We start from the raw sequence: 20,511 nt of genomic DNA, 5'->3' as shown, positions 1-20,511 counted from the left end.
GGCGTGAACCGCACGACATCATGGTGACACCATGTCGCCAAGATCGTCCGAGTCTGCCTATGCTGGAGGCATGTCTGTGCTCATGTCACTCCTACTCTTCCTGCACATCGTCGGCGCGGCCCTGGTCTTCGGCCTGTGGGTCGCCCACCTGCGGACCCCGCGGGTCCTGCCCGGCCAGTTCCACGCCGCCCTGCTGCAGCTGATCACGGGACTGGCGATGGTGGGCATCAGCGAGGCCCACGGCGGCAGCTCCCACTCCTACACCTGGATCGGCATCAAGCTGATCCTCGGCCTGGTCATCACCGTCCTGGCCTACATCGGCCAGCGCAAGGACAAGCGGGGCGAGACCGTGTCCACCGGCCTGGCCCACGCCGTCGGCGGCCTCGCGCTGATCAACATCGCCGTGGCCACGCTGCTGCACTGACGCCCCCCCCCCGGGATCCGGCGGGCCGGTCACAGGACCCGCACGCTCTCGATCCGCCAGGCGCCGGACTCGGCGCGCAGCCGGACCTCGATCCGCTGCTCATCGGGTTCGGCGCCGTCTTTGTCTCCGCGCGCCCGCCCCTCCCCGGCCTGGGCGGGTTCCTGGGTCCGATACCCCTGCACCCGCAGCGTCGTGCGCACGATCGCCTCGGATCCGCTGCGGGAGATCGGCTCGGGGTCCTGGACCGTGGAGCGCAGACCGGACCAGTCCGTGTCCGTCTCCTGCAGCCGCCGGATCAGCTGCGCATCCTGGGTGGCCAGCTCCTGGTCGGGCACCGCGTAACGCGCCAGCAGCGCGGCGTCCCGGGAGCGCAGCGCTTCGTCACGGGCCGCGAGCAGCCCGCCCAGGGCCGCCGCGGGATCCTCGGCGGCCGCGGGCGACTCCCCCTCCGCCGATCGCCGCGGCTCGGCGGAGGACACCGCGTGTTCCGAGGCGCCCGAGCCGCCCTCCGAGCCCCCGCCCGTCGACGCGGGATCGGCGGTCTCCGCGCTCGCCTGGGCTAGCGGCTGCACCTGCTCCTGCCCGTCGCGCAGCAGCAGGCCGCCTCCGACGGCGAGCGCGGACAGACCCAGCAGCCCCGCGGCGCCGAGCACCAGGGCGCGCCGACGCCGGGCCGGGGCCGACAGGCGCAGCGCCGCGGCCGAGCGACGTCGTGATCGCCCGGTGCGGCGCAGCTTGCGCGTGCCCGGATCCTCGACGTCGTAGACCAGCCGGTCCCGGGACTGCTCCGCCTCCTCGACCTGCTCGCCCGATCCCGGGCCTGCCCGGCGAGGCCCGGCCCCGCCGGGATGCCCCTCCCGCTGGCGGGGCAGGCGCCCGGCGAACTCCTCCCGCACGGAGGCGTGCAGATCCACGGGCTCGGCCTGCAGGGCGCCGCGGAAGACCTGCACGATCTCCTGCACGCGCGGGCGCCGCTGCGGATCCGGGTCCAGGGCCTCCTCCAGGACCGCCACCACCTGGGAGCCGATTCCGGGGCACATCAGGGGCAGCGGCGCCCGCTGGGCCTCGGGCCCCGGCGGCCGGCCGGTGAGCATCAGCCACGCCAGCTCGGCGAGGGCCCACACGTCCTCCGCAGGCTCGAGACCTTCCTCGGCCTCCCGCCACGGATCGGGCAGGGGCGGGCGCAGGAGCGTCTGGGAGCTGCGGGTGAAGAACACCGCCCCCGCGTCCAGGCCGCCGTGCACGAGGTCCTGGGCGTGCAGCCAGGACAGCGCCCGGCACAGGTGGGCCACGACGCCGGCGCACTCGGCGGGGCTGATCCGCTCCCTGGCCGCGAGGACCTCCGCGAGCCCGCCTCCCTCCGGGAACTCGCTGATCAGCAGCGGGGACAGGGGGTCTGCGGCATCGGCGCCGTACACGTGCAGCAGGTGCGGGTGGCGCAGGCCCGGGGCCCGGGCGCTGACCTGCTCGGCCCACCGCGTCGCGCTGCGGATCAGCTGCTCCTGGGCCGCTGCGCCCTCCGGAGGGAGGTACACCCGCACCATGCGCTCGCGGGCCAGGCGGCGTCGGGCGGCGTCGAGGTACCCGCGCTCCAGGGCGCGCACGGGCCCGCGCGCGGCGGCGGCTTCCCCGATGCGGGTGCGCGGATCCGGTGCGGCGGGGTCGTCCCCTTCCGCCGTGCACCGGGCGTACCAGAGCACGGAGGATTCCTCCCGACGCAGCCGGGTGACCAGCTCGTAGTCGCCACCCCTTCCCGCGGACTCCCCCGGCTCGGGATCGTCCTCCGGAGGCGGGGCACCCGGCGCCTGGACCTCGGGCAGCACGGGCCCGCGCGGCCCGGATGACTCCCGTGCGGGTGACGCCGCTGCAGATGAGGCCTGCGGGACCGCCGGGGCCTGCGGGGTCGGTGGCGGCGGTTCCGGGTGGCCGGGGCCGGCGGAGGGGTCGAGCAGCGCGCGCAGTCGTCGGGCGGAGGGGGTGGCGTCGGAGTCCTGGGGTCTCATGGGCCCAGTTCTACCGGCCGCAAGCCGCCGACGACGGCGTTGTCCACAGGCTGCCCCCGATCGCAGGGTCCCGGACTCGACTCCGGTTGGGGCGCGTGCGGGCCGGGAGTACGCTGGACGGCATGGCACTTGAGATGCGGCGGGTCGGCTTCGCCCCGGACCTCGTGGACTACCGACAGGCCCTGGCCCTGCAGGAGCGGCTGCACGAGGAGGTCGCCTCCGGGCGCCGCCAGAACACCGTGCTGCTGCTGGAGCACCCCCCGGTCTACACCGCGGGCAAGCGCGCCCTGCCCGAGGAGTATCCGCGCGACGGCACCGAGGTGGTGCCCATCGACCGCGGCGGCAAGATCACCTGGCACGGACCCGGCATGCTCATCGGCTACCCCATCGTGAAGCTGCCGGAGCCGCTGGACGTGGTGCGCTATGTCCGGATCCTGGAGGAGGCCATCATCGAGGTCCTGGCTTCCCTGGGCGTGCACGGCGAGCAGGTGGAGGGCCGCTCCGGGGTGTGGATCCGCGGCGAGGGCACCGCCCCGGACCGGAAGATCGCCGCGATCGGGCTGCGCGTGGCCCGCGGCACCGCGATGCACGGCTTCGCGATCAACTGCAGCAACAGCCTCGATGCCTTCGACACCTTCGTCCCGTGCGGGATCAGCGACGCCGGGGTCACCACCATCAGCCGGGTCACCGGGCGGAATATCACCCCCGAGGACATCGTTGACACGGTGGAGGACGCATTGCGTCGCCGGGCCGACCTGCTGGCAGCATCCTTCGAACCCGCCCGCCCCACCACGGCCGCCTGAGGCCCCGCCATCGTCGTCGGGCCCGTGCGGCCCACCCGCCCCCGCAGGAGGAGCACCCATGACCATCGCCCCCGAAGGCCGTCGGCTGCTGAGCGTGCAGGCCCGCTCCGGACGCGCCGCGGACAAGGACCGCAGGCTGCGCCGCGTCGAGCGCAAGAACGCCGAGACGCCCATCGAGAAGAAGCCCAGCTGGATGAAGAACCGGGCCGTGATGGGCCCGGAGTACCAGGAGCTGAAGCAGCTGACCCACAGCCAGGGCCTGCACACCGTGTGCGAGGAGGCCGGCTGCCCCAACATCTACGAGTGCTGGGAGGACCGGGAGGCCACGTTCCTGATCGCCGGGGACACCTGCACCCGACGCTGCGACTTCTGCGACATCATGACCGGGCGGCCCTCCGCCCTGGACCCGCTGGAGCCGATGAAGGTGGCCCGCTCCATCCGGCAGATGGATCTGCGCTACGCCACGATCACGGGTGTGGCCCGGGATGACCTGGACGACGGCTCGGCCGCGCACTACGGGCGGGTCATCGAGGCCGTGCACGAGCAGAACCCGAACACCGGCGTGGAGATCCTCATCCCCGACTTCCAGGACAAGCACGAGCGGCTGAAGCTGGTGGCCGACGCCGAACCGGAGGTCTTCGCGCACAACGTCGAGACCGTCCCGAGGATCTTCAAGAAGATCCGCCCCGCCTTCTCCTACGAGGGATCCCTGGACGTGATCTCCTACGGCAAGGAGCGCGGGCTGGTCACCAAGTCCAACCTGATCCTCGGGATGGGCGAGACCAACGAGGAGATCTACGAGGCGCTGTGCGATCTGCACGACGCCGGCTGCGACATCATCACCCTCACCCAGTACCTGCGTCCGTCTCCGCTGTTCCACCCGATCGACCGGTGGGTCAAGCCCGAGGAGTTCGTGCAGCTGTCCGAGGCGGCCGAGGAGATCGGCTTCCTGGGGGTCATGGCCGGACCCATGGTGCGCTCCTCCTACCGGGCCGGGCGCCTGTGGGCGCGGGCCATGCGCAAGATGGGGCGGGAGATCCCGGAGCACCTGGCCCACATCGCCGACGAAGGCAGCGCCCGGCAGGAGGCGTCCTCCCTGCTGAAGAGCCTCGCGTAGACTGGACCCCGTCTTTCTCCGTTCCCTTCCGCTCCCGGGATCGCGCTGCGGCCGCCGGGGCGGAGGCGGACACCCATCATCAGCAGTGCTAGCGAGGTATGGACTTGGCGTCGACGTCGTCGAACAGGAAGCCCGCGCCCACCCGCGAGGAGCGGCGTGAGCAGAAGCGGCAGCGGAAGCAGAACAAGGGGCCCGGCTGGTTCTCCCAGATGAAGCAGGTCTACGGGATGACCAAGAAGTCGGATCCCAACATCACCTGGATCCTGCTGCTGTCCGCCCTGGCGACCCTCCTGGTGTTCCTGCTCATCGGCGTCCTGCTGCACAACTGGATCACCTGGCTGATCATCGGCATCCCCGTCGCGGTGCTGGTCGCCGTCATCATCCTCTCCCGGCGGGCCCGGCGCGCTGCCTACGCCCAGGTGGAGGGCCAGCCCGGCGCGGCCGGCGCCACGCTGCAGGACCTGGGGCGCGGCTGGATCATCGAGGAGCAGCCGGTGGCCTTCAACCCGCGCACCCAGGACCTGGTGTTCCGGGCCCTGGGACGACCCGGCGTCGTGCTGGTCACCGAAGGTCCGACCCAGCGGGTGCGCTCCCTGGTGGGTCAGGAGCGCAAGAGGCTGCACCGGCTGGCCCCCAACGTCCCCGTGCACGTGGTCAACACCGGCGACGGCGAGGGGCAGGTGGCCCTGAAGCGCGTGAGCAAGACGGTGCGCGCCCTGCCCAAGAAGCTGACCCAGCAGGAGGTCCACGAGGTCTCCAAGCGCCTGTCCTCCCTGAACCGGTCCCTGCCGGTGCCCAAGGGCGTGGACCCCATGCGGGCCCGCCCGGATCGGAAGATGATGCGCTGAAGGCGCCCTGCGACCGCATCGACCTGAGCGGCCCGGTCTCCACCTCCCCTCCCCGAGGGGTGGAGACCGGGCCGCCGGCGTCATCGGGGGCGCCCTCACGGGCGGTGGGCTCACCGTCCGTGGGCTCGCCGCAGGGGATCCTCAGCGGATGCGCACCAGCACGGTGTCGTTGAGGCGATCCTGCAGCCCGCGCTGGTCTTCATCCATGACGACGGCGGGGATCACCAGGGTGACCAGCAGGGCCCGCAGCGCGGCCCGGCCGAATCCGGCGGGGGTCCCGCGCAGGGTCTGCACCTGCATCCCGCACAGCAGGTGGCCCAGGGTGTGGCCCCACATCCCCACCAGCAGGCTCTGGTAGGCGAGGAAGACCACCAGCGGCCAGATCCCGGCCCAGCCCTGCACCGTGCCCACGGCCAGCCAGCAGATCCCGAAGCACAGATACCAGTCCAGGGCCAGGGCCAGCAGGCGCCGGGGGAAGCGCGCCACGGAGCCCGGGCCCGCCGCGGGACGGCCCAGGCGCTGACCCGGCCAGTCCGGGGCCGCGGCGTCGTGCTCGGAGGTGGGGGGATCGGGGATAGCCATGATGGCCCAGGATAGCCGAGAGCCGCCGCCTCCCGGAGGCCGGGGGTCCCCCGCGGTAGGGTGGGAGCCACAGGCCGGCCGCCGACCCGCGTCGCCGCCTCGCCCCGGGCCCGCGTTACCGCGGGGAAACACTCGGGATACGGCGGGGCAACGTCGTCACCCTAGGTTGGGGCCACCCGCACCGCGGCGCACGGCCCGGAAGCCGCTTCCGGGATCGCCGCGCGGTCGCCGCAAGCTACCCGAAGGAGAGCCCCGACCATGTTCCAGAACGGCCAGGAAGTGCTGGACTATCTGAAGGAAGAGGATGTCGTGTTCGTCGACATCCGCTTCACCGACCTGCCCGGCGTGCAGCAGCACTTCAACCTCCCCGCCAAGGCCGTGGACGACGACTTCTTCGTCAACGGGCAGCTGTTCGACGGCTCCTCGATCCGCGGCTTCCAGGGCATCGCCGAGTCGGACATGCAGCTGATCCCGGACCCGAAGACCGCCTTCGTGGATCCCTTCCGGGTGGAGAAGACCCTCGTGGTCTCCTGCTCCATCGTCAACCCGCGCACCGGCGATCCCTACCACCGCGACCCCCGCGGCGTGGCCGAGCGGGCCGAGGCCTACATGAGGTCCACCGGGATCGCGGACACCGCGAACTTCGCCTCCGAGGCCGAGTTCTTCATCTTCGAGGATGTGCGCTTCCAGGTCACCCCGCAGCACACCTTCTACCGCGTGGACTCCGACGAGGCCCCGTGGAACTCCGGGCGCGAGGAGGAGGGCGGGAACCTCGGCAACAAGACCCTCACCAAGGGCGGGTACTTCCCCGTGGCCCCGGTGGACAAGCAGGGGGATCTGCGCGATGCGATCTCCGTGGCCCTGGACGAGGTCGGCCTGGAGGTGGAGCGTGCCCACCACGAGGTCGGCGCCCCCGGGCAGGCGGAGATCAACTACAGGTTCTCCACGCTGACCCTGGCCGCGGATGACCTGATGAAGTTCAAGTACGTGGTCAAGAACACCGCGGACGCCTTCGGGAAGTCCGCGACCTTCATGCCCAAGCCGGTCTTCGGCGACAACGGCTCCGGGATGCACTGCCACCAGTCGCTGTGGAAGGGCGGGGAGCCGCTGTTCTTCGACGAGCGCGGCTACGCCAACCTCTCCGACACCGCCCGCTGGTACATCGGCGGCCTGCTGGAGCACTCCTCGGCCGTGCTGGCCTTCACCAACCCGACGGTGAACTCCTACAAGCGCCTGGTCAAGGGCTTCGAGGCCCCGGTGAACATGGTCTACTCGCAGGGCAACCGCTCCGCGGGCATCCGCATCCCGATCACCGGCTCCAACCCCAAGGCTAAGCGCCTGGAGTTCCGCGCCCCGGACCCCTCCTGCAACCCGTACCTGGCCTTCGCCGCGCAGCTGATGGCCGGGCTGGACGGGATCCGCAACCGGATCGAGCCGCCGGAGCCCATCGACAAGGACCTCTACGAGCTGCCCCCGGAGGAGGCCAAGGACATCAAGAAGGCCCCGGGCTCCCTGGAGGAGGCCCTGGACGCCCTCGAGGCGGACCACGACTTCCTGCTGGAGGGGGACGTGTTCACCGAGGACCTGATCTCCACCTGGATCGAGTACAAGCGGGAGAACGAGCTCAAGCCGCTCACCCAGGTTCCCCACCCGCTGGAGTTCCAGATGTACTACGGGGTCTGAGCCCTCGACGCCGGAAAGCCCCCGCTCCCCCGCCCTCACGGGCCGGTGGAGCGGGGGCTTTCCCGTGCTCTGGGACGGTGCGACTGCGTTCGAGGGCCCGCACCTGCTCAACGCATCTGAGGTCATCATCCCGATCTGGTGGAGCGCGGCGACGATCTGTTCGGCCTTCAGCTCGTTGGAGCCTGGCTCATGACACCGCCAGCATCTCGCCAGTTTCCCCTGCATCTGGTGGGAACTTCTGGCCACCTCCGTCAACAGGGCATCCAGCGGATACGCGATGCGCAGCAGAGGGGTCGGTCTCCAGCCGTCCCACCTGCCCGGGGTGACCGATAATGAGCCTATGTGGCACTCGCCTGTCTTGACCTGGGTGAGGGCGCGATCCACGCTGACGCACGAGCTCGAGTAGCTTACCGCCGGGCACTAGTCCCCCGAGGTCGTGGATTGGGTGCGCGTGCAGGTGACGACGCGGCTGATCCCGATGCAGCGTCTGCTGGGATGCCGGGACTCCCAGAAGCGCCTAGTGTCGCGCGTCATTAATTCGTTGACAGTATGGGATGATGGCATATGCCGTCACCTGTGCTGGAGATCAGCGAAGAGGACCGTGCGACCCTGACCTCGTGGACACGGTCGCGGACGTTGCCGGCGGGACGTGCGCAGCGTGCGCGGATCGTGCTGGCCGTCGCGGCGGGGACGGGCACCTCGGCAGTGGCGCGGCATGTCGGGGTCTCGCGTCCGACTGTGATCAAGTGGCGTGACCGGTTCGCCGTCGACGGGCTCGCTGGCCTCGAGGACGAGGAGCGTTCGGGCCGACCGAAACGCATCGATGATGCCGTGATCATCGCCACCACGCTCGAGCCGCCACCGGCCAAACTCGGGGTGACGCATTGGTCCTCGCGGTTGCTGGGCAGGCACTTGGGGATCGGGGATGCCACCGTCGCCCGTGCCTGGCGCAAGTACGGGGTCAAGCCATGGCGGCGGGAGACGTTCAAGTTCTCCACAGACCCGGAGCTGGAGGCCAAGGTCCGCGACGTGGTCGGGCTGTACCTGAACCCACCGGAGAAGGCGGTCGTGCTGTGCGTGGATGAGAAGTCCCAGATCCAGGCCTTGAACCGGACCGCGCCGATCCTGCCGCTGCGACCAGGCTTGCCGGAGAAGGCGACCCACGACTACAAGCGCAATGGCACCACCACGCTGTTCGCCGCTATCGAGGTAGCCACCGGTGCGGTGACCGACCAGTGCTACGACCGGCACGGTAAGGCCGAGTTCCTCGACTTCCTCAAGAAGGTCGCCAGGGCTTACCCGCGCCGGGAGCTGCACGTGGTCCTGGACAACTACCACACCCACAAGCACGAGGACATCAAGCAGTGGCTGGCCAAGCACCCGCGGATCACGTTGCACTTCACCCCGACCAGCGGGTCCTGGCTCAACCTCGTCGAGGTTTTCTTCGGGATCATCACCCGACAGGCCATCCGCCGCGGCTCCTTCGACAGCGTCAAGCAACTCGTCACAGCGATCAGCACCTTCATCGACGGCTGGAACGAGCGCTGCCACCCATTCATCTGGACCAAGACCGCCGAGGAAATCCTGCCCCACGCCACCCGTCAAACCAGTTCAGGCGCGTGACATCAGAGACCGAACGCGCCGCCGCCGACGAGGATTGCGACGCCCAGTCCGATCAGGACGATGGGGAAGAGGATGTGCTCCCGCCGTTCGAGGACCTCGGCGATGGGTCGACGCGTGGCGACGAACTTGGCGGTGGCCACCAGCACTGCCACGAGCACGAGGAAAACGATGCAGAAGGTGATGACAGCGGGAGTACTGATGTTGAGGAAGACCGGGACGTAAACGCCGATGTTGTCCCCACCGTTGGCGAAGGTGACGCCGGCGACGGTCGCCACGGCAACGCTCTTACCTGACACGGCGGCATCATCGTCGTCGCCCTCGCCGCGGTAGACCTCCCACGCAGCCCAGAGACCCAGCGCGAGGGGGATGAGCCCAAAGTAGGGAATCGCCTCCTCTGGCAGCGCCCACCCCGCCCCCAAGGTCACCACGAGTGCGGCGGCGAGGATCCCGACGAAGCCAAGGTATTGCCCGGCCAAGATCTTCGCGGTCGTCCCGGGGCGTCCGGCACCTCGGGCGAAGAAGAGCGAGAGCACGATGATGTCGTCGATGTTGGTCGCGATGAAGAGCCCGATCGCTTGGAGCAGCGCCGCGGCCGTCATGCGCCGGACCTGCCGTCGTGGCAACCAGGCACCTCGCAGGCGACGTCGAGGCAGGGGGCGTCCGCGTCGACGGCCAGCTTGACCTCGACCAGCTCGGTGAGCGCACGTGCGAGGTGGGGGTCAGCGATCTCGTAAAGGGCCTGGCGGCCCTCATGGGTGGCGACCACGATCCCGCAGTCCCGCAGGCAACCCAGGTGGTTCGACACATTCGAGCGCGTCAGGTCTAGCGCGTTGGCGAGCTCTGCCGGATGCGCGGGGCACGCCAGAAGCGACAGAAGGATCCGTGAACGCGTGGGGTCGGCCATCGCCCGGCCCAGACGCTGCATGGCGTCTAAGCGGGAAGCAAGAGTCAGCATGCACTGAACGATACAGTAACCGCTGAACTACAATCGCCCCACCCAACTCGTCAAACAAGTTCAGACGCGTGACACTAGGTGCCCCGTTCCGACTGGCATTGCGAGCCGTCCCGCATCGTGGGTCGTTCGGTGGGCTGCTGCGCACGGTTACGGCCATCGTCTATTCCCGGCCGCACCGCATCATGTTGCATCCGGCGTTCGGCATCCCGCTATTCCTGCTCACCTACTACGGCCTCTACCTCAGCGACCTCGGCTCCCGGCTCCTCGGGACCTGGGCGGGCCACAACGGCCTCGAGATCGGCTTCCTGGCCGCAGGGGTCCTGTTCGCCGTCCCGATCCTCACGGTCGGACCGGGGCCGGTCCACCCCACCCATCTCGGCCGGATGCTCGACGTCTTCGCCGAGATGGCCCTGCACGCGTTCTTCGGCGTGCTGATCATGATGACACCGACGACCGTGGTCGCCGCGTTCGCCGCACCCCCACGGTCCTGGGGAATCGATCCTGTCGCCGACCAGCAGATCGCCGGCGGGCTTGCCTGGTCCTACGGCGAGGGACCCGCCACCGCGATCGTCGCATATCTGGTGTGGCGATGGTACCGCTACGACTCTGCCAGGTCCGCTTCAGCCGACCGCGACGCCGATCGGAGTGGGGACCCCGAACTGGCCGCGTATAACCGATACCTGGCCGTCCTCGCAGCACGTGACGGCCGTGGTGATACCGAGACGACGCAGGCGGGACGGGGCTCAGATCGGTAGTGCCGGCCCGGACCTGCGATAGTGCCGACTCCCTCGCTGTGAGAAGCGGACTCGACACCGTCGCAGCGTCGAGATGAGGCCCCCCTGCCTGAATTGCGGACGGCTGGCCTGGCGTTCGTCCGCGGGACGGGCAAGTTCCTCGCCGGGCGGTCGGTCCTGTGCCTTGCCTACGATGGGGTTTCGGGGTCATCCTCGCGGTGCAGCAGCCGGGCCTGCGGGACTGGTCGGACACGGCCCCCGGGACGGTATCAGCCGGCGCGGGCGCACGACAGCTGATCCGTCCACGCCGCGAGTGCGCCGGAAAGCGGCGACCAAGTGTGGCGACCGCATGAGTGGGGCCGGCCGGCACCTCGGAACTGGTCGGCCGTTGATCATTCTTGCCTGTGCGAGGCAGAGTCGCCGCGCCCGGCCGGCTCCGGGGAGCCGCCCATCATGCGCAGCATGCCGATACTGCCGGTGCGGAGGAACACGGTCAGCAGGGCGGCGGCGAGTGCGAGGAAGGCGATGTTCAGCCAGGTGGTGTAGTTCCAGCTGATGCCGGTCTCGGCGACCGCCAGGCTCCGGTCGTGCGGGACCATGCCGAGCGGGCCGAAGATCAATTCGACGGCGTACCCGGCGATGACCATTGCGGCGTAGAAGACCAGGCAGATCCGGGACGTGGCCTTCCAGCCGTAGTACTTCTTGTAGATGAGGATGATCGGGATGATGATCAGGTCGGCGAACAGGAAGCTGACCACGCCGCCGAAGCTGATCCCGCCGTTCCACAGCACCGCCGCCAGTGGCACGTTCCCGACCGAGCAGACGAAGCTGATCACGGCCAGCAGTGGCCCGATCAGCGGGCCCAGCACGAACGAGGCGACCGGGTCTTCGGTGAAGAACACTGCCTGCAGCCAGGCCTTGGGCACCCAGGCGGCGAACGCGCCGGCGATCAGCAGGCCCAGCACGATGTCGCGGAGCACGGCCGCCCAGTCCATCACGAAGTAGCGCGAGACCGCGGTCACGCCGTCCCGGGAGAGCAGCCGGGCCCAGAATCCGGCGTCGCCCTGGACGGACATGTCCATGGCGGCGTGGCCCTCCATCGACCCGGCGAGCCTCTGCTCGGCCTGCCGCCGCGCCGCCTCGACGATCCGGCCGCGCATCCAGAGCCTGAATCCGAGCGCGACCAGCACGATCATGATCGGGCCGCCGACGAACTCCGCGGCGGTGAACTGCCAGCCCATCACGAACCACAGGACCAGCCCGAGCTCGAGCACCAGGTTGGTCGAGGCGATCTCGAAGGCCATCGCCGCCGCGAAGTCCGCGCCCTTGCGAAACAGCGCCCGGGCCAGCGCGACCGCGGCGTAGGAGCAGGACGAGGACGCCGCGCCGAACAGTGCGGAGACCGCGATCGATCTCGGCGAGTCGTCGGCCATCAGCTGCGTGACGCGCTCCTTGCGCACCACCGCCTGGATGACGCCGGACAGCGTGAAGCCGAGCACGAGGGGCCAGAGGATCTGCCAGCCCATCGAGCCGGCCATCGCCAGCGCGTCGACGGCTGCGCTCAGGACGTCCATCAGGATTCGTTCCTCCCGGCAACACGGTCAGCGACTGTTCGGCCATCCGGTCCCGTACCCGGACGCGGCCCGTCCACGCGCGGATTGCGCCGAGCTGCCTGAGAAACCGGGACGACGATGCTGGTGGCGCATCGGCGTCGCCGCGGCCAGCGGCTGGCCCCGAGCACCTACCTAGCCGATGCTGAGACCAGCGAGCTGCTCAGGGGTGCCGGTGACGACAAGGCGCAGGTCGGCGTGGTCGTCGTCGATCTGCCAGTCGACGAACGAGCAGCAGGCGCTCTCGGTCGCGACCAGATCGCGCAGCCGCCGCGCTGAGTCGCCGGTCCGGGCGTAGTGCACGACCAGTCTGGCCTCTCCGCGCTCGACCTCGAGGAGGTAGTCGTCGTCGAAGGCTCGCCACCTCTCGAGCTGCTGCTTGCCCGCGGTCGGCGCGAGCGCGCAGGCGATCGGCAGCCCGCCCAGCGGTCCGACCGGCGACTCGAGCCCCGTCACCGCCGACGTCGGCGCGCGACCGATGGCTGCGCGCAGCTGATCGACGGTCGGCGACCCGGCCAGCCCGGCAGGAGTGCGGAACACCCGGCAGGCGAGCCCGACCGGTGTGTGCTCGTCGGCGAAGGGGTCGACGCCGTCGACGAGGACGGTCGGGGACCCGTGGAACTCGAGGCGGGCGGCGTCGTCGGCGGTCTCGACTCGCTGATGCGCGACGCGGACGTCCGATCGGCCGTCGAGGGCCTCGGCGAGCCGCCGGTCGATCACCTCCCAGTTCGGGCACCCGTCGAAGTACTGCAGCGTGATCTCCAACATCTTCTCCTCTCAATCCTGTCTGCGGCTCGGCAGCCGTCGTCAGCTCCGCTCGCCAGCCTCTTCGGAACTGAGCCGTGCCGAAGAACTCGGGGAGTCTTCTGGCGATGAGCCGTCGTGGAGCATCAGGAACGCCCCGGTGACCGCGCCCACGACGATGACGATGTCGGCGACGTTCCCGATGAACCAGTCGCCGTAGGCCAGGAAGTCCACGACGTGGCCGCGGGCGAAGCCGGGGGCGCGGAAGAGCCGGTCCCCGGCGTGCGAGGCCGCCGCACCGCCGACGGCACCGATCACGACCGCCCACCGAAGACGCCGGACACGGAACGCGAAGACGACCGCGGCGACCGCGGCCGCGACAGCGACCAGCGCGAACACCCAGGTCGAGCCCTCACCGAAGGAGAACGCCGCACCGGGGTTGTACGCCAGCTGGAGTCCCAGCAGCTCGCCGACGAGCGGGATGCGCTCCTGCGTCGAGAGGGTGGCCTCAGCCCATGCCTTGGTCCCTTGGTCGACCAGGACGACCAAACCGCCGAGCAGGAAGGTCCCCGCTACCAGGAGCGTCCGCCTCGGACCATGAGCGATCCGGGCAGTGGACCCGCGGACCGCGTCCTTCGCCCGCATCAGCCCGCTGCCTGAGGCTTGCGGGCACGCGCGGCGCGCAGCCCGTTGGCGATGACGACGACCTCGGCGACCTCGTGGACGAGGACGACCGCGGCCAGGCCGAGCACGCCGGTGATGGCCAGGGGCAGCAGCACGGTGATGATCGCCAGGGACAGCACGATGTTCTGGTTCATGATCGCCCGGCCGCGGCGGGCGTGGCGCAGCGCCTGCGGGATCAGGCCGAGGTCGTGGCCGGTGAAGGCGACGTCGGCGGACTCGATCGCGGCGTCGGAGCCGGTCGCTCCCATCGCGATGCCCACGGTCGCCCCGGCCAGGGCGGGAGCGTCGTTGATGCCGTCGCCGATCATCGCCGTGGGCGAGGCCTCGGAGAGCTGGGCGACGATGCGGGCCTTGTCCTCGGGCCGCAGCTCGGCGTGCACGTCGCCGATCCCGGCGCGCTGCGCGAGCGCGTGCGCGGTGCGGGCGTTGTCGCCGGTGAGCATGCTCACCTCGACGCCCTGGGCCCGCAGCGTGCGCACGACCTCGGGGACCTCGGGGCGCAGCTCGTCGCGGACGCTGATCGCCCCGGCCAGGCGGCCGTCGACGGCCACGAGCACGCAGGTCTGTCCCTCGGCCTCCAGGTCCTCGACCCGGGCCTTGAGCGCCCCCGCGTCGATCCAGCGGGGGCTGCCCACCGTCACCCGGCGGCCGTCGACCAGGCCGCCGATGCCGTGCCCGGCCTCCTCGGCCACGTCCTGCGCGGCGGGGGCTGCCTGGCCCGCGGCGGCGATGGCGGCGGCCAGCGGGTGCGTCGAGTGCTGCTCGACGGCGGCGGCCCAGGCGAGCACCTGGGCGTCGTCGATGCCGTCGGCGGCGACGACGGCGGTGACCTCGGGCCGGTTGCGGGTCAGGGTGCCGGTCTTGTCCACGGCGAGGTGGCGGATGCCGCCGAGGCGCTCGAAGGCGGCACCGCTCTTGATGACGACGCCGAACTTCGTCGCCGCCCCGATCGCGGAGACCACGGTGACGGGCACCGCGATCGCCAGCGCGCACGGGCTGGCGGCGACGAGGACGACCAGGGCGCGGGTGATCCAGGTCTCGGGGTCGCCGAGCAGCGAGCCGAGCACGCCGACCAGGACGGCGAGGACCATCACGCCGGGCACCAGCGGGCGGGCGATCCGGTCGGCGATGCGCGCGCGTTCGCCCTTCTCGGCCTGGGCCTGCTCGACCAGCTCAACGATGGTGGTCAGCGAGTTGTCGGTGCCCGCCGCGGTCGCCTCGACCTCCAGCACACCCGCGGTGTTGATCGCGCCCGCCGACACCGCGTCATCGGGGGCGACCTCGACCGGGATCGACTCGCCGGTGATCGCCGAGGTGTCCAGACTGGAGCGGCCGGACCGGACAGTCCCGTCGGTCGCGACCCGCTCGCCCGGGCGGACCAGCAGCACGTCGCCGACGGCGATCTCCTTCGCCGGGATCTCGACCGAGGCCCCGTCGCGCAGCACGGTCGCGGTATCCGGCACGAGCTTGAGCAGCGCGCGCAGGCCGCCGCGAGCGCGGTCCATCGCCTTGTCCTCCAGGGCCTCGGCGATCGAGTAGAGGAACGCCAGCGCGGCGGCCTCCTCCACGTAGCCGAGGATCACCGCGCCGACGGCGCTGATCGTCATCAGCAGCGCGATCCCCAGCCTCCGCCTGACGACCAGGTTCCGCAGCGCGCCGGGCACGAACGTGTACGCGCCCAGCAGCAGCCCCGCCCAGAACGCGACCAGCGCCGCGACGTGCAGCCCCGACCACTCCAGCACCAGGCCGGTGCCGAACGCGACGCCGGAGAGGATCGGCACGACCAGTCCCGGGTCGCGCCACCAAGGGCGCTCGGTCTCCTCGGCTTCCTCGGATGAGCTGGTGGTCGGCTCGTCGCAGCCGCAGGCGGCGCTCACGAGGCGTCCCCCGAGCCGGTCGCGGCGCAGCAGCCCGGCACCGAGCACTGCGGGTCGATGCACGGCGCGCTCTCGTCCACGGCCAGCGTCACGTCCACCAGCGCCGTCAGCGCCGCGGCCAGGTGCGGGTCGGCGATCTCGTAGCGGGTCTGACGGCCCTCGGGCTCGGCGACCACGATCCCGCAGTCGCGCAGGCAGGTCAGGTGGTTGGACACGTTCGAGCGCGTCAGCCCGAGCTCGCGCGAGAGCACGGCGGGGTGGCTCGGGCCGTCGAGCAAGGACATCAGGATCCGGGAGCGCGTCGGGTCCGCCATGGCCCGGCCGAGCCGGTTCATGACGTCGAGACGCGAAGCAATAGTCAGCACACGCTGAACTATACAGTGATCACTGACCAGACGGCAAGGTTGGCGGGCCGATCCAGCGGGGAGCCGCGGCCGCATAGGCGTCGAAGGCGGCACCGAACTTCTCCCGCAGGGCGCTCTCCTCCGCCGGGATCTGGATCCGGTCGATCAGGGCGACGAAGCCGGCGGCGGGCAGGAGCGCCGCCCACGATCGGCGAAGGGCCGCGTGGGCGAGGAGCAGCCCGGCCATGACCGTGTACATCGGGTTCCGCGTGAGGCGGAACGGCCCGGTCGTGACCAGCGCCTCTGCCCGGTCGACGGCGAGGGGGTCGACGGTCGTGCCCCGGCGTCGGAACGCCGTGGTCGATGAGAGCAGCAGCCCTGCCGATGCCGCGGCCATCGCGCCAGCCGTTGCCCGCGACAGCGCGGTGCTCGCCGACCCCCGCGCGATCAGCCCCTGAGCCGCGGCCGCGCCGGCGGCCAGAAGGAGCGGCGGGACGCGCGTCATGATCGAGACCCCTCGGCGGTCCGAGCAAGAATGGTCATCATGCGATGACCATACAGGATGCGCTGACGCATCGGTCATGCGATAATCTGCGCATGGACGCAGATAAGCAGATGTGCGGGCTGGACCCGGACTCGCCGTTCGTGGAGCTGGCGGTGGAGGTGTTCGGGCTGCTCGCGGACGCGACGCGGGTGCGGATCATCCTGGCGCTGCGCGGCAGCGGGGAGGTGTCGGTCAACCATCTGGCCGACATCGTGGACAAGTCCCCGGCGGCGGTGTCGCAGCATCTGGCGAAGCTGCGGATGGCGCGGATCGTGTCGACCCGGCAGGAGGGGCAGCGGGTGTTCTACCGACTGGAGAACGAGCACGCCTCGCAGCTGGTGTCCGACGCGATCTTCCAGGCCGAGCACTCCATTGCGCAGGGCCAGCCCCCGGCGCACCACCACCAGGAACGGGAACGAGCATGACCCGGCACGACCACGCCCATCCGCACGACGCCGTCGAAATCGAGCCCGGGCACGATCATGACCATGAGCCCGACCACGATCATGATCGCGGCGATGGGCATGGCCACGGCCACTCGCACCCGACGGGACTCAAGGGATTCCTCTACGGGATCTTCGTGCCGCACTCCCACGACGCCGCGGACTCGATCGACGACGCGATGGAGGCGAACGCAGAGGGCGTCCGGGCGCTGAAGATCAGCCTCGTGATCATGATCGCCACCACCGTGGTGCAGGCGGTGATCGTCGCCTTCTCCGGCTCGGTCGCGCTGCTGGCCGACACGATCCACAACCTCTCCGACGCGCTCACCGCGATCCCGCTGTGGATCGCGTTCGCACTGTCAAGGCGGGCCGCGACGCGGAAGTACACCTACGGCTTCAACCGGGCCGAGGACCTCGCCGGCCTGTTCATCGTGCTGATGATCGCGCTGTCCTCGATCGTGGCCGCCTACGAGGCGATCGACCGGATGATCAACCCACGCCCGATGGAGAACATCGGCTGGGTGATCGCCGCAGGGATCGCCGGGTTCCTGGGCAACGAGGCGGTCGCGGTGTACCGGATCCGCGTGGGCCGGAAGATCGGCTCGGCCGCGCTGGTCGCCGACGGCGTGCACGCCCGGACCGACGGGTTCACCTCGCTGGCGGTGGTCGCCGGCGGGATCGGCGTGCTGCTGGGCTTCCCGCTGGCCGACCCGATCGTCGGGCTGCTGATCTCGGCGATGATCGCGGTGCTGCTGGTCGGCACTGTCCGATCGGTCGGCCGGCGGCTGATGGACGGCATCGAGCCCGAGCTCCTCGACCGGGCCGAGCACGCCCTGGAGCACCTGACCGAGGTCGAGTCGGTGGAGCAGGTGCGGCTGCGGTGGGTCGGCCATCGCCTGCACGGCGACGCCCTGCTGCGCACGCGGTCGCTGAGCCTGGCCGAGGCCGACCGCGTGGCGGCAGAGGCGGAGGCGTCGGTGAAGGAGCGCATGCCGAACGTGGACGAGATGGCGGTGCGGGTCACGGGGTCTGCGGCCTGACACCGAAACGCAGATGACGCGCCCTCACTTGATGCCCTCACTTGGTGAGAGGCAACGCGGCTGCCCGCACGGGTGGTCGATGCCGGAGCTGCCGATCATGACTCCTGCTGCCCATCGCGGCAAGGGTGCCGCGGCCAGCAGTCATCACCTCACCTGCCCGAGCCCGGGGCGGCGAGCCGGCGGGTCGGGCTCGGAACGCGGTCAGATCACGGTGACGAATCCGCTGACGACCTGCCGGATGACGCCCATCAGCCAGCCCCAAACGCCGGTGATCATCAGCGCCCCGGTCGCGATCATCAACAGGCCGCCGATCCGCATGATCAGTTCCTGCCGGGCCCGCAGGAAGGCGACGGCACGGCTGATGCGCTGGAAGGCCACCGCTGCGACGATGAACGGCACGCCGAGCCCGAGGGTGTAGGCCACGGCCAGCCATGCGCCCTTGGCCGCGCTGCCCGCGTTCAGCGCCATCGTCAGCACCGCGCCGAGCGTCGGGCCGGTGCAGGGCGTCCATCCCAGGCCGAAGATGAGACCGACCAGCGGAGCAGCGGCGAGGCCGACCCGAGGCAGCCGGGTGGGCCGTAGGTCGCGCTGGCCGAAGCGGACCAGGCCGGCGAAGATCAGGCCAAGCACGATCATGATCGCGCCCATCGCGCGGGTGAGGGGTCCCTGCCATCGCAGGACGATGCCGCCGAGAGCCCCGGCCAGGGTGGCGCTGCCGACGAACACGACGCCGAAGCCGGCGACGAACAAGACGGTCCCCGCCAGCGCGCGCCACATCCTCGTCCGCGGTCGAGCGGCCACGATCTCGGCGGCCGACAGGCCGGTTGCGTAGGAGATATATCCCGGCAGCAGCGGCACCACGCAGGGCGAGAAGAACGACACGAGGCCGGCCAGGAACGCGACCGGCAACGCCAATGGCATCGCCCCGCTGACCGTCTGCGCGGCCCAGCTTCCCAGTGACTCGAGCACCAGATTTCCTTTCTCGTGGTCTGTCGACTCCCGGGCCGGCCGCAGCGCTGGTCGATGCCTGGGGCCGGTCGGCTACTTGCCGTTGGCGGTGTCGGTGATGAGCGCGGCGAGGGTGTCGCGATCCACGGGTCCGGTGATGCGGGCAGCGCTGCGCCCTGCGCGGTCGATCACCAGGGTGGTCGGGATGGCCGTGGTGGACAGCTGCCCGGAGAACTTCACCAGCTGCTTGCCCTCGGGGTCGAAGATGCTCGGGTAGGGGGTCTTGAAGGCGCGGGTGAAGGCCTGCGCGGCTTCGCGGTCGTCGCGGATGTTGAGGCCGACGAACCGGGCCGTCTTGGCCGTGTCACGGCTCGCGGCGGCGAGGTCGGGGGCCTCCTTGCGGCAGGGCCCGCACCAGGACGCCCACACGTTGACCACGACCACCTTGCCGGGATGGTCGGTGGTCACGTTCCCGCCGGTCCTGACGTCGGGCCCTTCGGCGGTCGAGGCGGGCTTGCGCTGTCCGGGTTGATAGAGCTGCACACCACACCGGAGGCCGGCCCGGCGGAGCCGTCCTTCGACGGCGAGGCGGGGTCTATGGACTTCGTGCAGCCCGCGGCCAGCCCCAGGCTCAGCACGGCGGCGGCCAGCGCAACGGTCCGGGCCGCGGTCTGTGGTCCTCTCGCTGGCATCGTCTACTCGCCCTGCTCGAACGCGTAGCTGGCCGCCGGGTCGTCGGTGGCGTCTCGCGGCCCGTAGACCAGTGAGATCTGCCGGTGGGCGGTGAGCTGGATCGTGGCGGGGTCTCCCTGGAATCGCTTCCCGTCGACGTAGGCGCGCAGGCTGTCGGTGTTGCTGTTGTCCAGTCCGCCGATGCCTTCGGCGTCGAGGCGGACCTGCCACTCGGTGAAGACCTGGCCGAGGGTGTAGCGGCCGTCGGCGGTGGGGGCCTCGACGTGCAGCACGCCGCGTTCGTCGTGGGTGTGGAGCTCCGACATCTGGCCGCTAGCGGGGTCGACGCCGATGTTGGCCGGCACGGCGATGGGCTGCCCGTTGACGCTGATGTCGAGGTGGGAGTGGAAGTGGGCCGCCGTTCCCTCCATCGGGCCGACTCGGAGGCCGACGGCCTTCGCCGCGTCAGAGGTGTTGGCGGGCAGCGACCATGGCGGCAGGTCCCGACGCCCCGCGGCGGCAGCCCCGCCGGTGGGGCCGTCGGATCCACCGCCTTGGAGGCTGGCGATGACCACCGCTCCGGCGGCGACGGCCAGCACCACGACAGCGATCGCGGCACCCGTGATCAGCCGTCGCGCCCGTCGGGCCTTGGCCTCCTGGAGCTGCATCTGCCGCAGCCGGTCCCGCGCGGACCGGCTGCTGGCCGTACGCCCGCCGGTCGAGCGCTGCGATGGCGACGATTTCGAAGACTTAGTGGATGATTTCTGGTTCTTGGTCATGGGTCTCTCAGCTGGGATGGTCGACGGCCACCGGGGAAGACGTGCCCGACGTCG

22 protein-coding genes are annotated in these 20,511 nt (G+C 70.7%); 9 read left to right on the top strand and 13 right to left on the bottom strand.

Annotated features, from left to right (window positions below; translation table 11 throughout):
* Positions 1 to 70: 70 nt before the first annotated feature.
* On the top strand, positions 71 to 424 hold the full coding sequence (locus tag I6G21_RS08250; protein ID WP_058730683.1) for a hypothetical protein: 354 nt from the start codon (positions 71 to 73) through the stop codon (positions 422 to 424).
* 29 nt (positions 425 to 453) lie between these two features.
* Here I6G21_RS08250 and I6G21_RS08245 read toward each other — a convergent pair whose 3' ends face one another.
* Complete coding sequence (locus tag I6G21_RS08245) at positions 454 to 2,427, bottom strand: protein kinase (RefSeq protein WP_129357593.1); 1,974 nt, start codon at positions 2,425 to 2,427, stop codon at positions 454 to 456.
* 122 nt (positions 2,428 to 2,549) lie between these two features.
* Between I6G21_RS08245 and lipB the strand changes: the two genes are divergently transcribed.
* The 3 genes from lipB to I6G21_RS08230 all read left to right on the top strand — a co-directional run bounded on the left by lipB (position 2,550) and on the right by I6G21_RS08230 (position 5,195).
* Positions 2,550 to 3,230 (top strand): lipoyl(octanoyl) transferase LipB, encoded by a 681-nt coding sequence (lipB, locus tag I6G21_RS08240; RefSeq protein WP_058731666.1) that lies wholly within the window; start codon positions 2,550 to 2,552, stop codon positions 3,228 to 3,230.
* Between the two features lie 58 nt (positions 3,231 to 3,288).
* Positions 3,289 to 4,347, top strand: a complete 1,059-nt coding sequence (gene lipA / locus I6G21_RS08235; RefSeq protein ID WP_081046186.1) for a lipoyl synthase — start codon at positions 3,289 to 3,291, stop codon at positions 4,345 to 4,347.
* Between the two features lie 98 nt (positions 4,348 to 4,445).
* On the top strand, positions 4,446 to 5,195 hold the full coding sequence (locus tag I6G21_RS08230; protein WP_061225491.1) for a DUF4191 domain-containing protein: 750 nt from the start codon (positions 4,446 to 4,448) through the stop codon (positions 5,193 to 5,195).
* Positions 5,196 to 5,336: 141 nt separating this feature from the next.
* Here the strand turns inward: I6G21_RS08230 and I6G21_RS08225 are convergent, their stop codons facing one another.
* Positions 5,337 to 5,777 carry an RDD family protein gene (locus I6G21_RS08225; RefSeq protein WP_061225492.1) on the bottom strand — a complete coding sequence of 147 codons (441 nt, stop codon included), beginning with the start codon at positions 5,775 to 5,777 and terminating at the stop codon, positions 5,337 to 5,339.
* 258 nt (positions 5,778 to 6,035) lie between these two features.
* Here I6G21_RS08225 and glnA point away from each other — a divergent pair, with 258 nt between their 5' ends.
* Complete coding sequence (glnA, locus tag I6G21_RS08220; RefSeq protein ID WP_061225493.1) at positions 6,036 to 7,460, top strand: type I glutamate--ammonia ligase; 1,425 nt, start codon at positions 6,036 to 6,038, stop codon at positions 7,458 to 7,460.
* 564 nt (positions 7,461 to 8,024) lie between these two features.
* A complete protein-coding gene (locus tag I6G21_RS08215; protein WP_006947314.1) occupies positions 8,025 to 9,083 on the top strand; it encodes an IS630 family transposase in 1,059 nt (352 codons plus the stop codon).
* 2 nt (positions 9,084 to 9,085) lie between these two features.
* Here the strand turns inward: I6G21_RS08215 and I6G21_RS08210 are convergent, their stop codons facing one another.
* Together I6G21_RS08210 and cmtR (I6G21_RS08205) are read right to left on the bottom strand one after the other, a co-directional pair.
* A complete protein-coding gene (locus tag I6G21_RS08210; RefSeq protein WP_006947316.1) occupies positions 9,086 to 9,682 on the bottom strand; it encodes a cadmium resistance transporter in 597 nt (198 codons plus the stop codon).
* Positions 9,679 to 10,038, bottom strand: a complete 360-nt coding sequence (gene cmtR, locus I6G21_RS08205; protein WP_006947315.1) for a Cd(II)/Pb(II)-sensing metalloregulatory transcriptional regulator CmtR — start codon at positions 10,036 to 10,038, stop codon at positions 9,679 to 9,681. The genes I6G21_RS08210 and cmtR (I6G21_RS08205) overlap by 4 nt, the downstream gene beginning before the upstream one ends.
* A gap of 68 nt (positions 10,039 to 10,106) precedes the next feature.
* Between cmtR (I6G21_RS08205) and I6G21_RS08200 the strand changes: the two genes are divergently transcribed.
* On the top strand, positions 10,107 to 10,793 hold the full coding sequence (locus I6G21_RS08200) for a cytochrome c oxidase assembly protein (RefSeq protein WP_074046523.1): 687 nt from the start codon (positions 10,107 to 10,109) through the stop codon (positions 10,791 to 10,793).
* Between the two features lie 371 nt (positions 10,794 to 11,164).
* On the opposite strand, the gene I6G21_RS08195 is transcribed toward I6G21_RS08200, so the two are convergent.
* From I6G21_RS08195 to I6G21_RS08170, 6 genes are all read right to left on the bottom strand, one after another.
* Positions 11,165 to 12,346, bottom strand: coding sequence for a permease (locus I6G21_RS08195; RefSeq protein WP_058731092.1), 1,182 nt, complete (start codon positions 12,344 to 12,346; stop codon positions 11,165 to 11,167).
* 171 nt (positions 12,347 to 12,517) lie between these two features.
* Positions 12,518 to 13,150 (bottom strand): hypothetical protein, encoded by a 633-nt coding sequence (locus I6G21_RS10855; protein ID WP_311197648.1) that lies wholly within the window; start codon positions 13,148 to 13,150, stop codon positions 12,518 to 12,520.
* A gap of 39 nt (positions 13,151 to 13,189) precedes the next feature.
* Positions 13,190 to 13,771, bottom strand: a complete 582-nt coding sequence (locus I6G21_RS08185) for a signal peptidase II (RefSeq protein ID WP_029144369.1) — start codon at positions 13,769 to 13,771, stop codon at positions 13,190 to 13,192.
* The gene (locus I6G21_RS08180; RefSeq protein WP_129358158.1) at positions 13,771 to 15,687 is read right to left on the bottom strand and encodes a heavy metal translocating P-type ATPase; all 1,917 of its coding nucleotides are present in this window, start codon (positions 15,685 to 15,687) and stop codon (positions 13,771 to 13,773) included. The genes I6G21_RS08185 and I6G21_RS08180 overlap by 1 nt, the downstream gene beginning before the upstream one ends.
* Positions 15,684 to 16,052 (bottom strand): Cd(II)/Pb(II)-sensing metalloregulatory transcriptional regulator CmtR, encoded by a 369-nt coding sequence (cmtR, locus tag I6G21_RS08175; RefSeq protein WP_038566113.1) that lies wholly within the window; start codon positions 16,050 to 16,052, stop codon positions 15,684 to 15,686. The genes I6G21_RS08180 and cmtR (I6G21_RS08175) overlap by 4 nt, the downstream gene beginning before the upstream one ends.
* A 19-nt stretch (positions 16,053 to 16,071) precedes the next feature.
* The gene (locus tag I6G21_RS08170) at positions 16,072 to 16,536 is read right to left on the bottom strand and encodes a methyltransferase family protein (protein ID WP_038566116.1); all 465 of its coding nucleotides are present in this window, start codon (positions 16,534 to 16,536) and stop codon (positions 16,072 to 16,074) included.
* A 92-nt stretch (positions 16,537 to 16,628) separates the two neighbouring features.
* Here I6G21_RS08170 and I6G21_RS08165 point away from each other — a divergent pair, with 92 nt between their 5' ends.
* Together I6G21_RS08165 and I6G21_RS08160 are read left to right on the top strand one after the other, a co-directional pair.
* Positions 16,629 to 17,000 (top strand): ArsR/SmtB family transcription factor, encoded by a 372-nt coding sequence (locus I6G21_RS08165; protein ID WP_099049768.1) that lies wholly within the window; start codon positions 16,629 to 16,631, stop codon positions 16,998 to 17,000.
* Positions 16,997 to 18,058, top strand: coding sequence for a cation diffusion facilitator family transporter (locus I6G21_RS08160; RefSeq protein WP_038566119.1), 1,062 nt, complete (start codon positions 16,997 to 16,999; stop codon positions 18,056 to 18,058). The genes I6G21_RS08165 and I6G21_RS08160 overlap by 4 nt, the downstream gene beginning before the upstream one ends.
* Positions 18,059 to 18,259: 201 nt before the next feature.
* On the opposite strand, the gene I6G21_RS08155 is transcribed toward I6G21_RS08160, so the two are convergent.
* From I6G21_RS08155 to I6G21_RS08145, 3 genes are all read right to left on the bottom strand, one after another.
* A complete protein-coding gene (locus tag I6G21_RS08155; RefSeq protein WP_224800058.1) occupies positions 18,260 to 19,027 on the bottom strand; it encodes a cytochrome c biogenesis CcdA family protein in 768 nt (255 codons plus the stop codon).
* Between the two features lie 72 nt (positions 19,028 to 19,099).
* The gene (locus I6G21_RS08150) at positions 19,100 to 19,549 is read right to left on the bottom strand and encodes a TlpA family protein disulfide reductase (RefSeq protein WP_051805394.1); all 450 of its coding nucleotides are present in this window, start codon (positions 19,547 to 19,549) and stop codon (positions 19,100 to 19,102) included.
* Between the two features lie 152 nt (positions 19,550 to 19,701).
* Positions 19,702 to 20,457 carry a hypothetical protein gene (locus I6G21_RS08145; RefSeq protein WP_196826333.1) on the bottom strand — a complete coding sequence of 252 codons (756 nt, stop codon included), beginning with the start codon at positions 20,455 to 20,457 and terminating at the stop codon, positions 19,702 to 19,704.
* Between the last annotated feature and the right edge of the window lie 54 nt (positions 20,458 to 20,511).

It is taken from the genome of Rothia kristinae (genome assembly GCF_016028855.1).
Lineage (GTDB): Bacteria > Actinomycetota > Actinomycetes > Actinomycetales > Micrococcaceae > Rothia > Rothia kristinae.
Note: the sequence above shows the minus strand (reverse complement) of the source record. Positions and strands in the feature narration are given on the sequence as shown.

Excerpts from the sequence above, each read along its gene's own strand:
- I6G21_RS08245 (WP_129357593.1), bottom strand. The coding sequence starts at position 2,427 with ATGAGACCCCAGGACTCCGACGCCACCCCCTCCGCCCGACGACTGCGC.
- I6G21_RS08165 (WP_099049768.1), top strand. The coding sequence starts at position 16,629 with ATGGACGCAGATAAGCAGATGTGCGGGCTGGACCCGGACTCGCCGTTC.
- I6G21_RS08250 (WP_058730683.1), top strand. The coding sequence starts at position 71 with ATGTCTGTGCTCATGTCACTCCTACTCTTCCTGCACATCGTCGGCGCG.
- lipB (WP_058731666.1), top strand. The coding sequence starts at position 2,550 with ATGGCACTTGAGATGCGGCGGGTCGGCTTCGCCCCGGACCTCGTGGAC.
- glnA (WP_061225493.1), top strand. The coding sequence starts at position 6,036 with ATGTTCCAGAACGGCCAGGAAGTGCTGGACTATCTGAAGGAAGAGGAT.
- I6G21_RS08195 (WP_058731092.1), bottom strand. The coding sequence starts at position 12,346 with ATGGACGTCCTGAGCGCAGCCGTCGACGCGCTGGCGATGGCCGGCTCG.
- I6G21_RS10855 (WP_311197648.1), bottom strand. The coding sequence starts at position 13,150 with ATGTTGGAGATCACGCTGCAGTACTTCGACGGGTGCCCGAACTGGGAG.
- I6G21_RS08225 (WP_061225492.1), bottom strand. The coding sequence starts at position 5,777 with ATGGCTATCCCCGATCCCCCCACCTCCGAGCACGACGCCGCGGCCCCG.
- I6G21_RS08210 (WP_006947316.1), bottom strand. The coding sequence starts at position 9,682 with ATGACGGCCGCGGCGCTGCTCCAAGCGATCGGGCTCTTCATCGCGACC.
- lipA (WP_081046186.1), top strand. The coding sequence starts at position 3,289 with ATGACCATCGCCCCCGAAGGCCGTCGGCTGCTGAGCGTGCAGGCCCGC.
- I6G21_RS08145 (WP_196826333.1), bottom strand. The coding sequence starts at position 20,457 with ATGACCAAGAACCAGAAATCATCCACTAAGTCTTCGAAATCGTCGCCA.
- I6G21_RS08230 (WP_061225491.1), top strand. The coding sequence starts at position 4,446 with ATGGACTTGGCGTCGACGTCGTCGAACAGGAAGCCCGCGCCCACCCGC.
- I6G21_RS08170 (WP_038566116.1), bottom strand. The coding sequence starts at position 16,536 with ATGACGCGCGTCCCGCCGCTCCTTCTGGCCGCCGGCGCGGCCGCGGCT.
- cmtR (WP_006947315.1), bottom strand. The coding sequence starts at position 10,038 with ATGCTGACTCTTGCTTCCCGCTTAGACGCCATGCAGCGTCTGGGCCGG.
- I6G21_RS08215 (WP_006947314.1), top strand. The coding sequence starts at position 8,025 with ATGCCGTCACCTGTGCTGGAGATCAGCGAAGAGGACCGTGCGACCCTG.
- I6G21_RS08185 (WP_029144369.1), bottom strand. The coding sequence starts at position 13,771 with ATGCGGGCGAAGGACGCGGTCCGCGGGTCCACTGCCCGGATCGCTCAT.
- I6G21_RS08160 (WP_038566119.1), top strand. The coding sequence starts at position 16,997 with ATGACCCGGCACGACCACGCCCATCCGCACGACGCCGTCGAAATCGAG.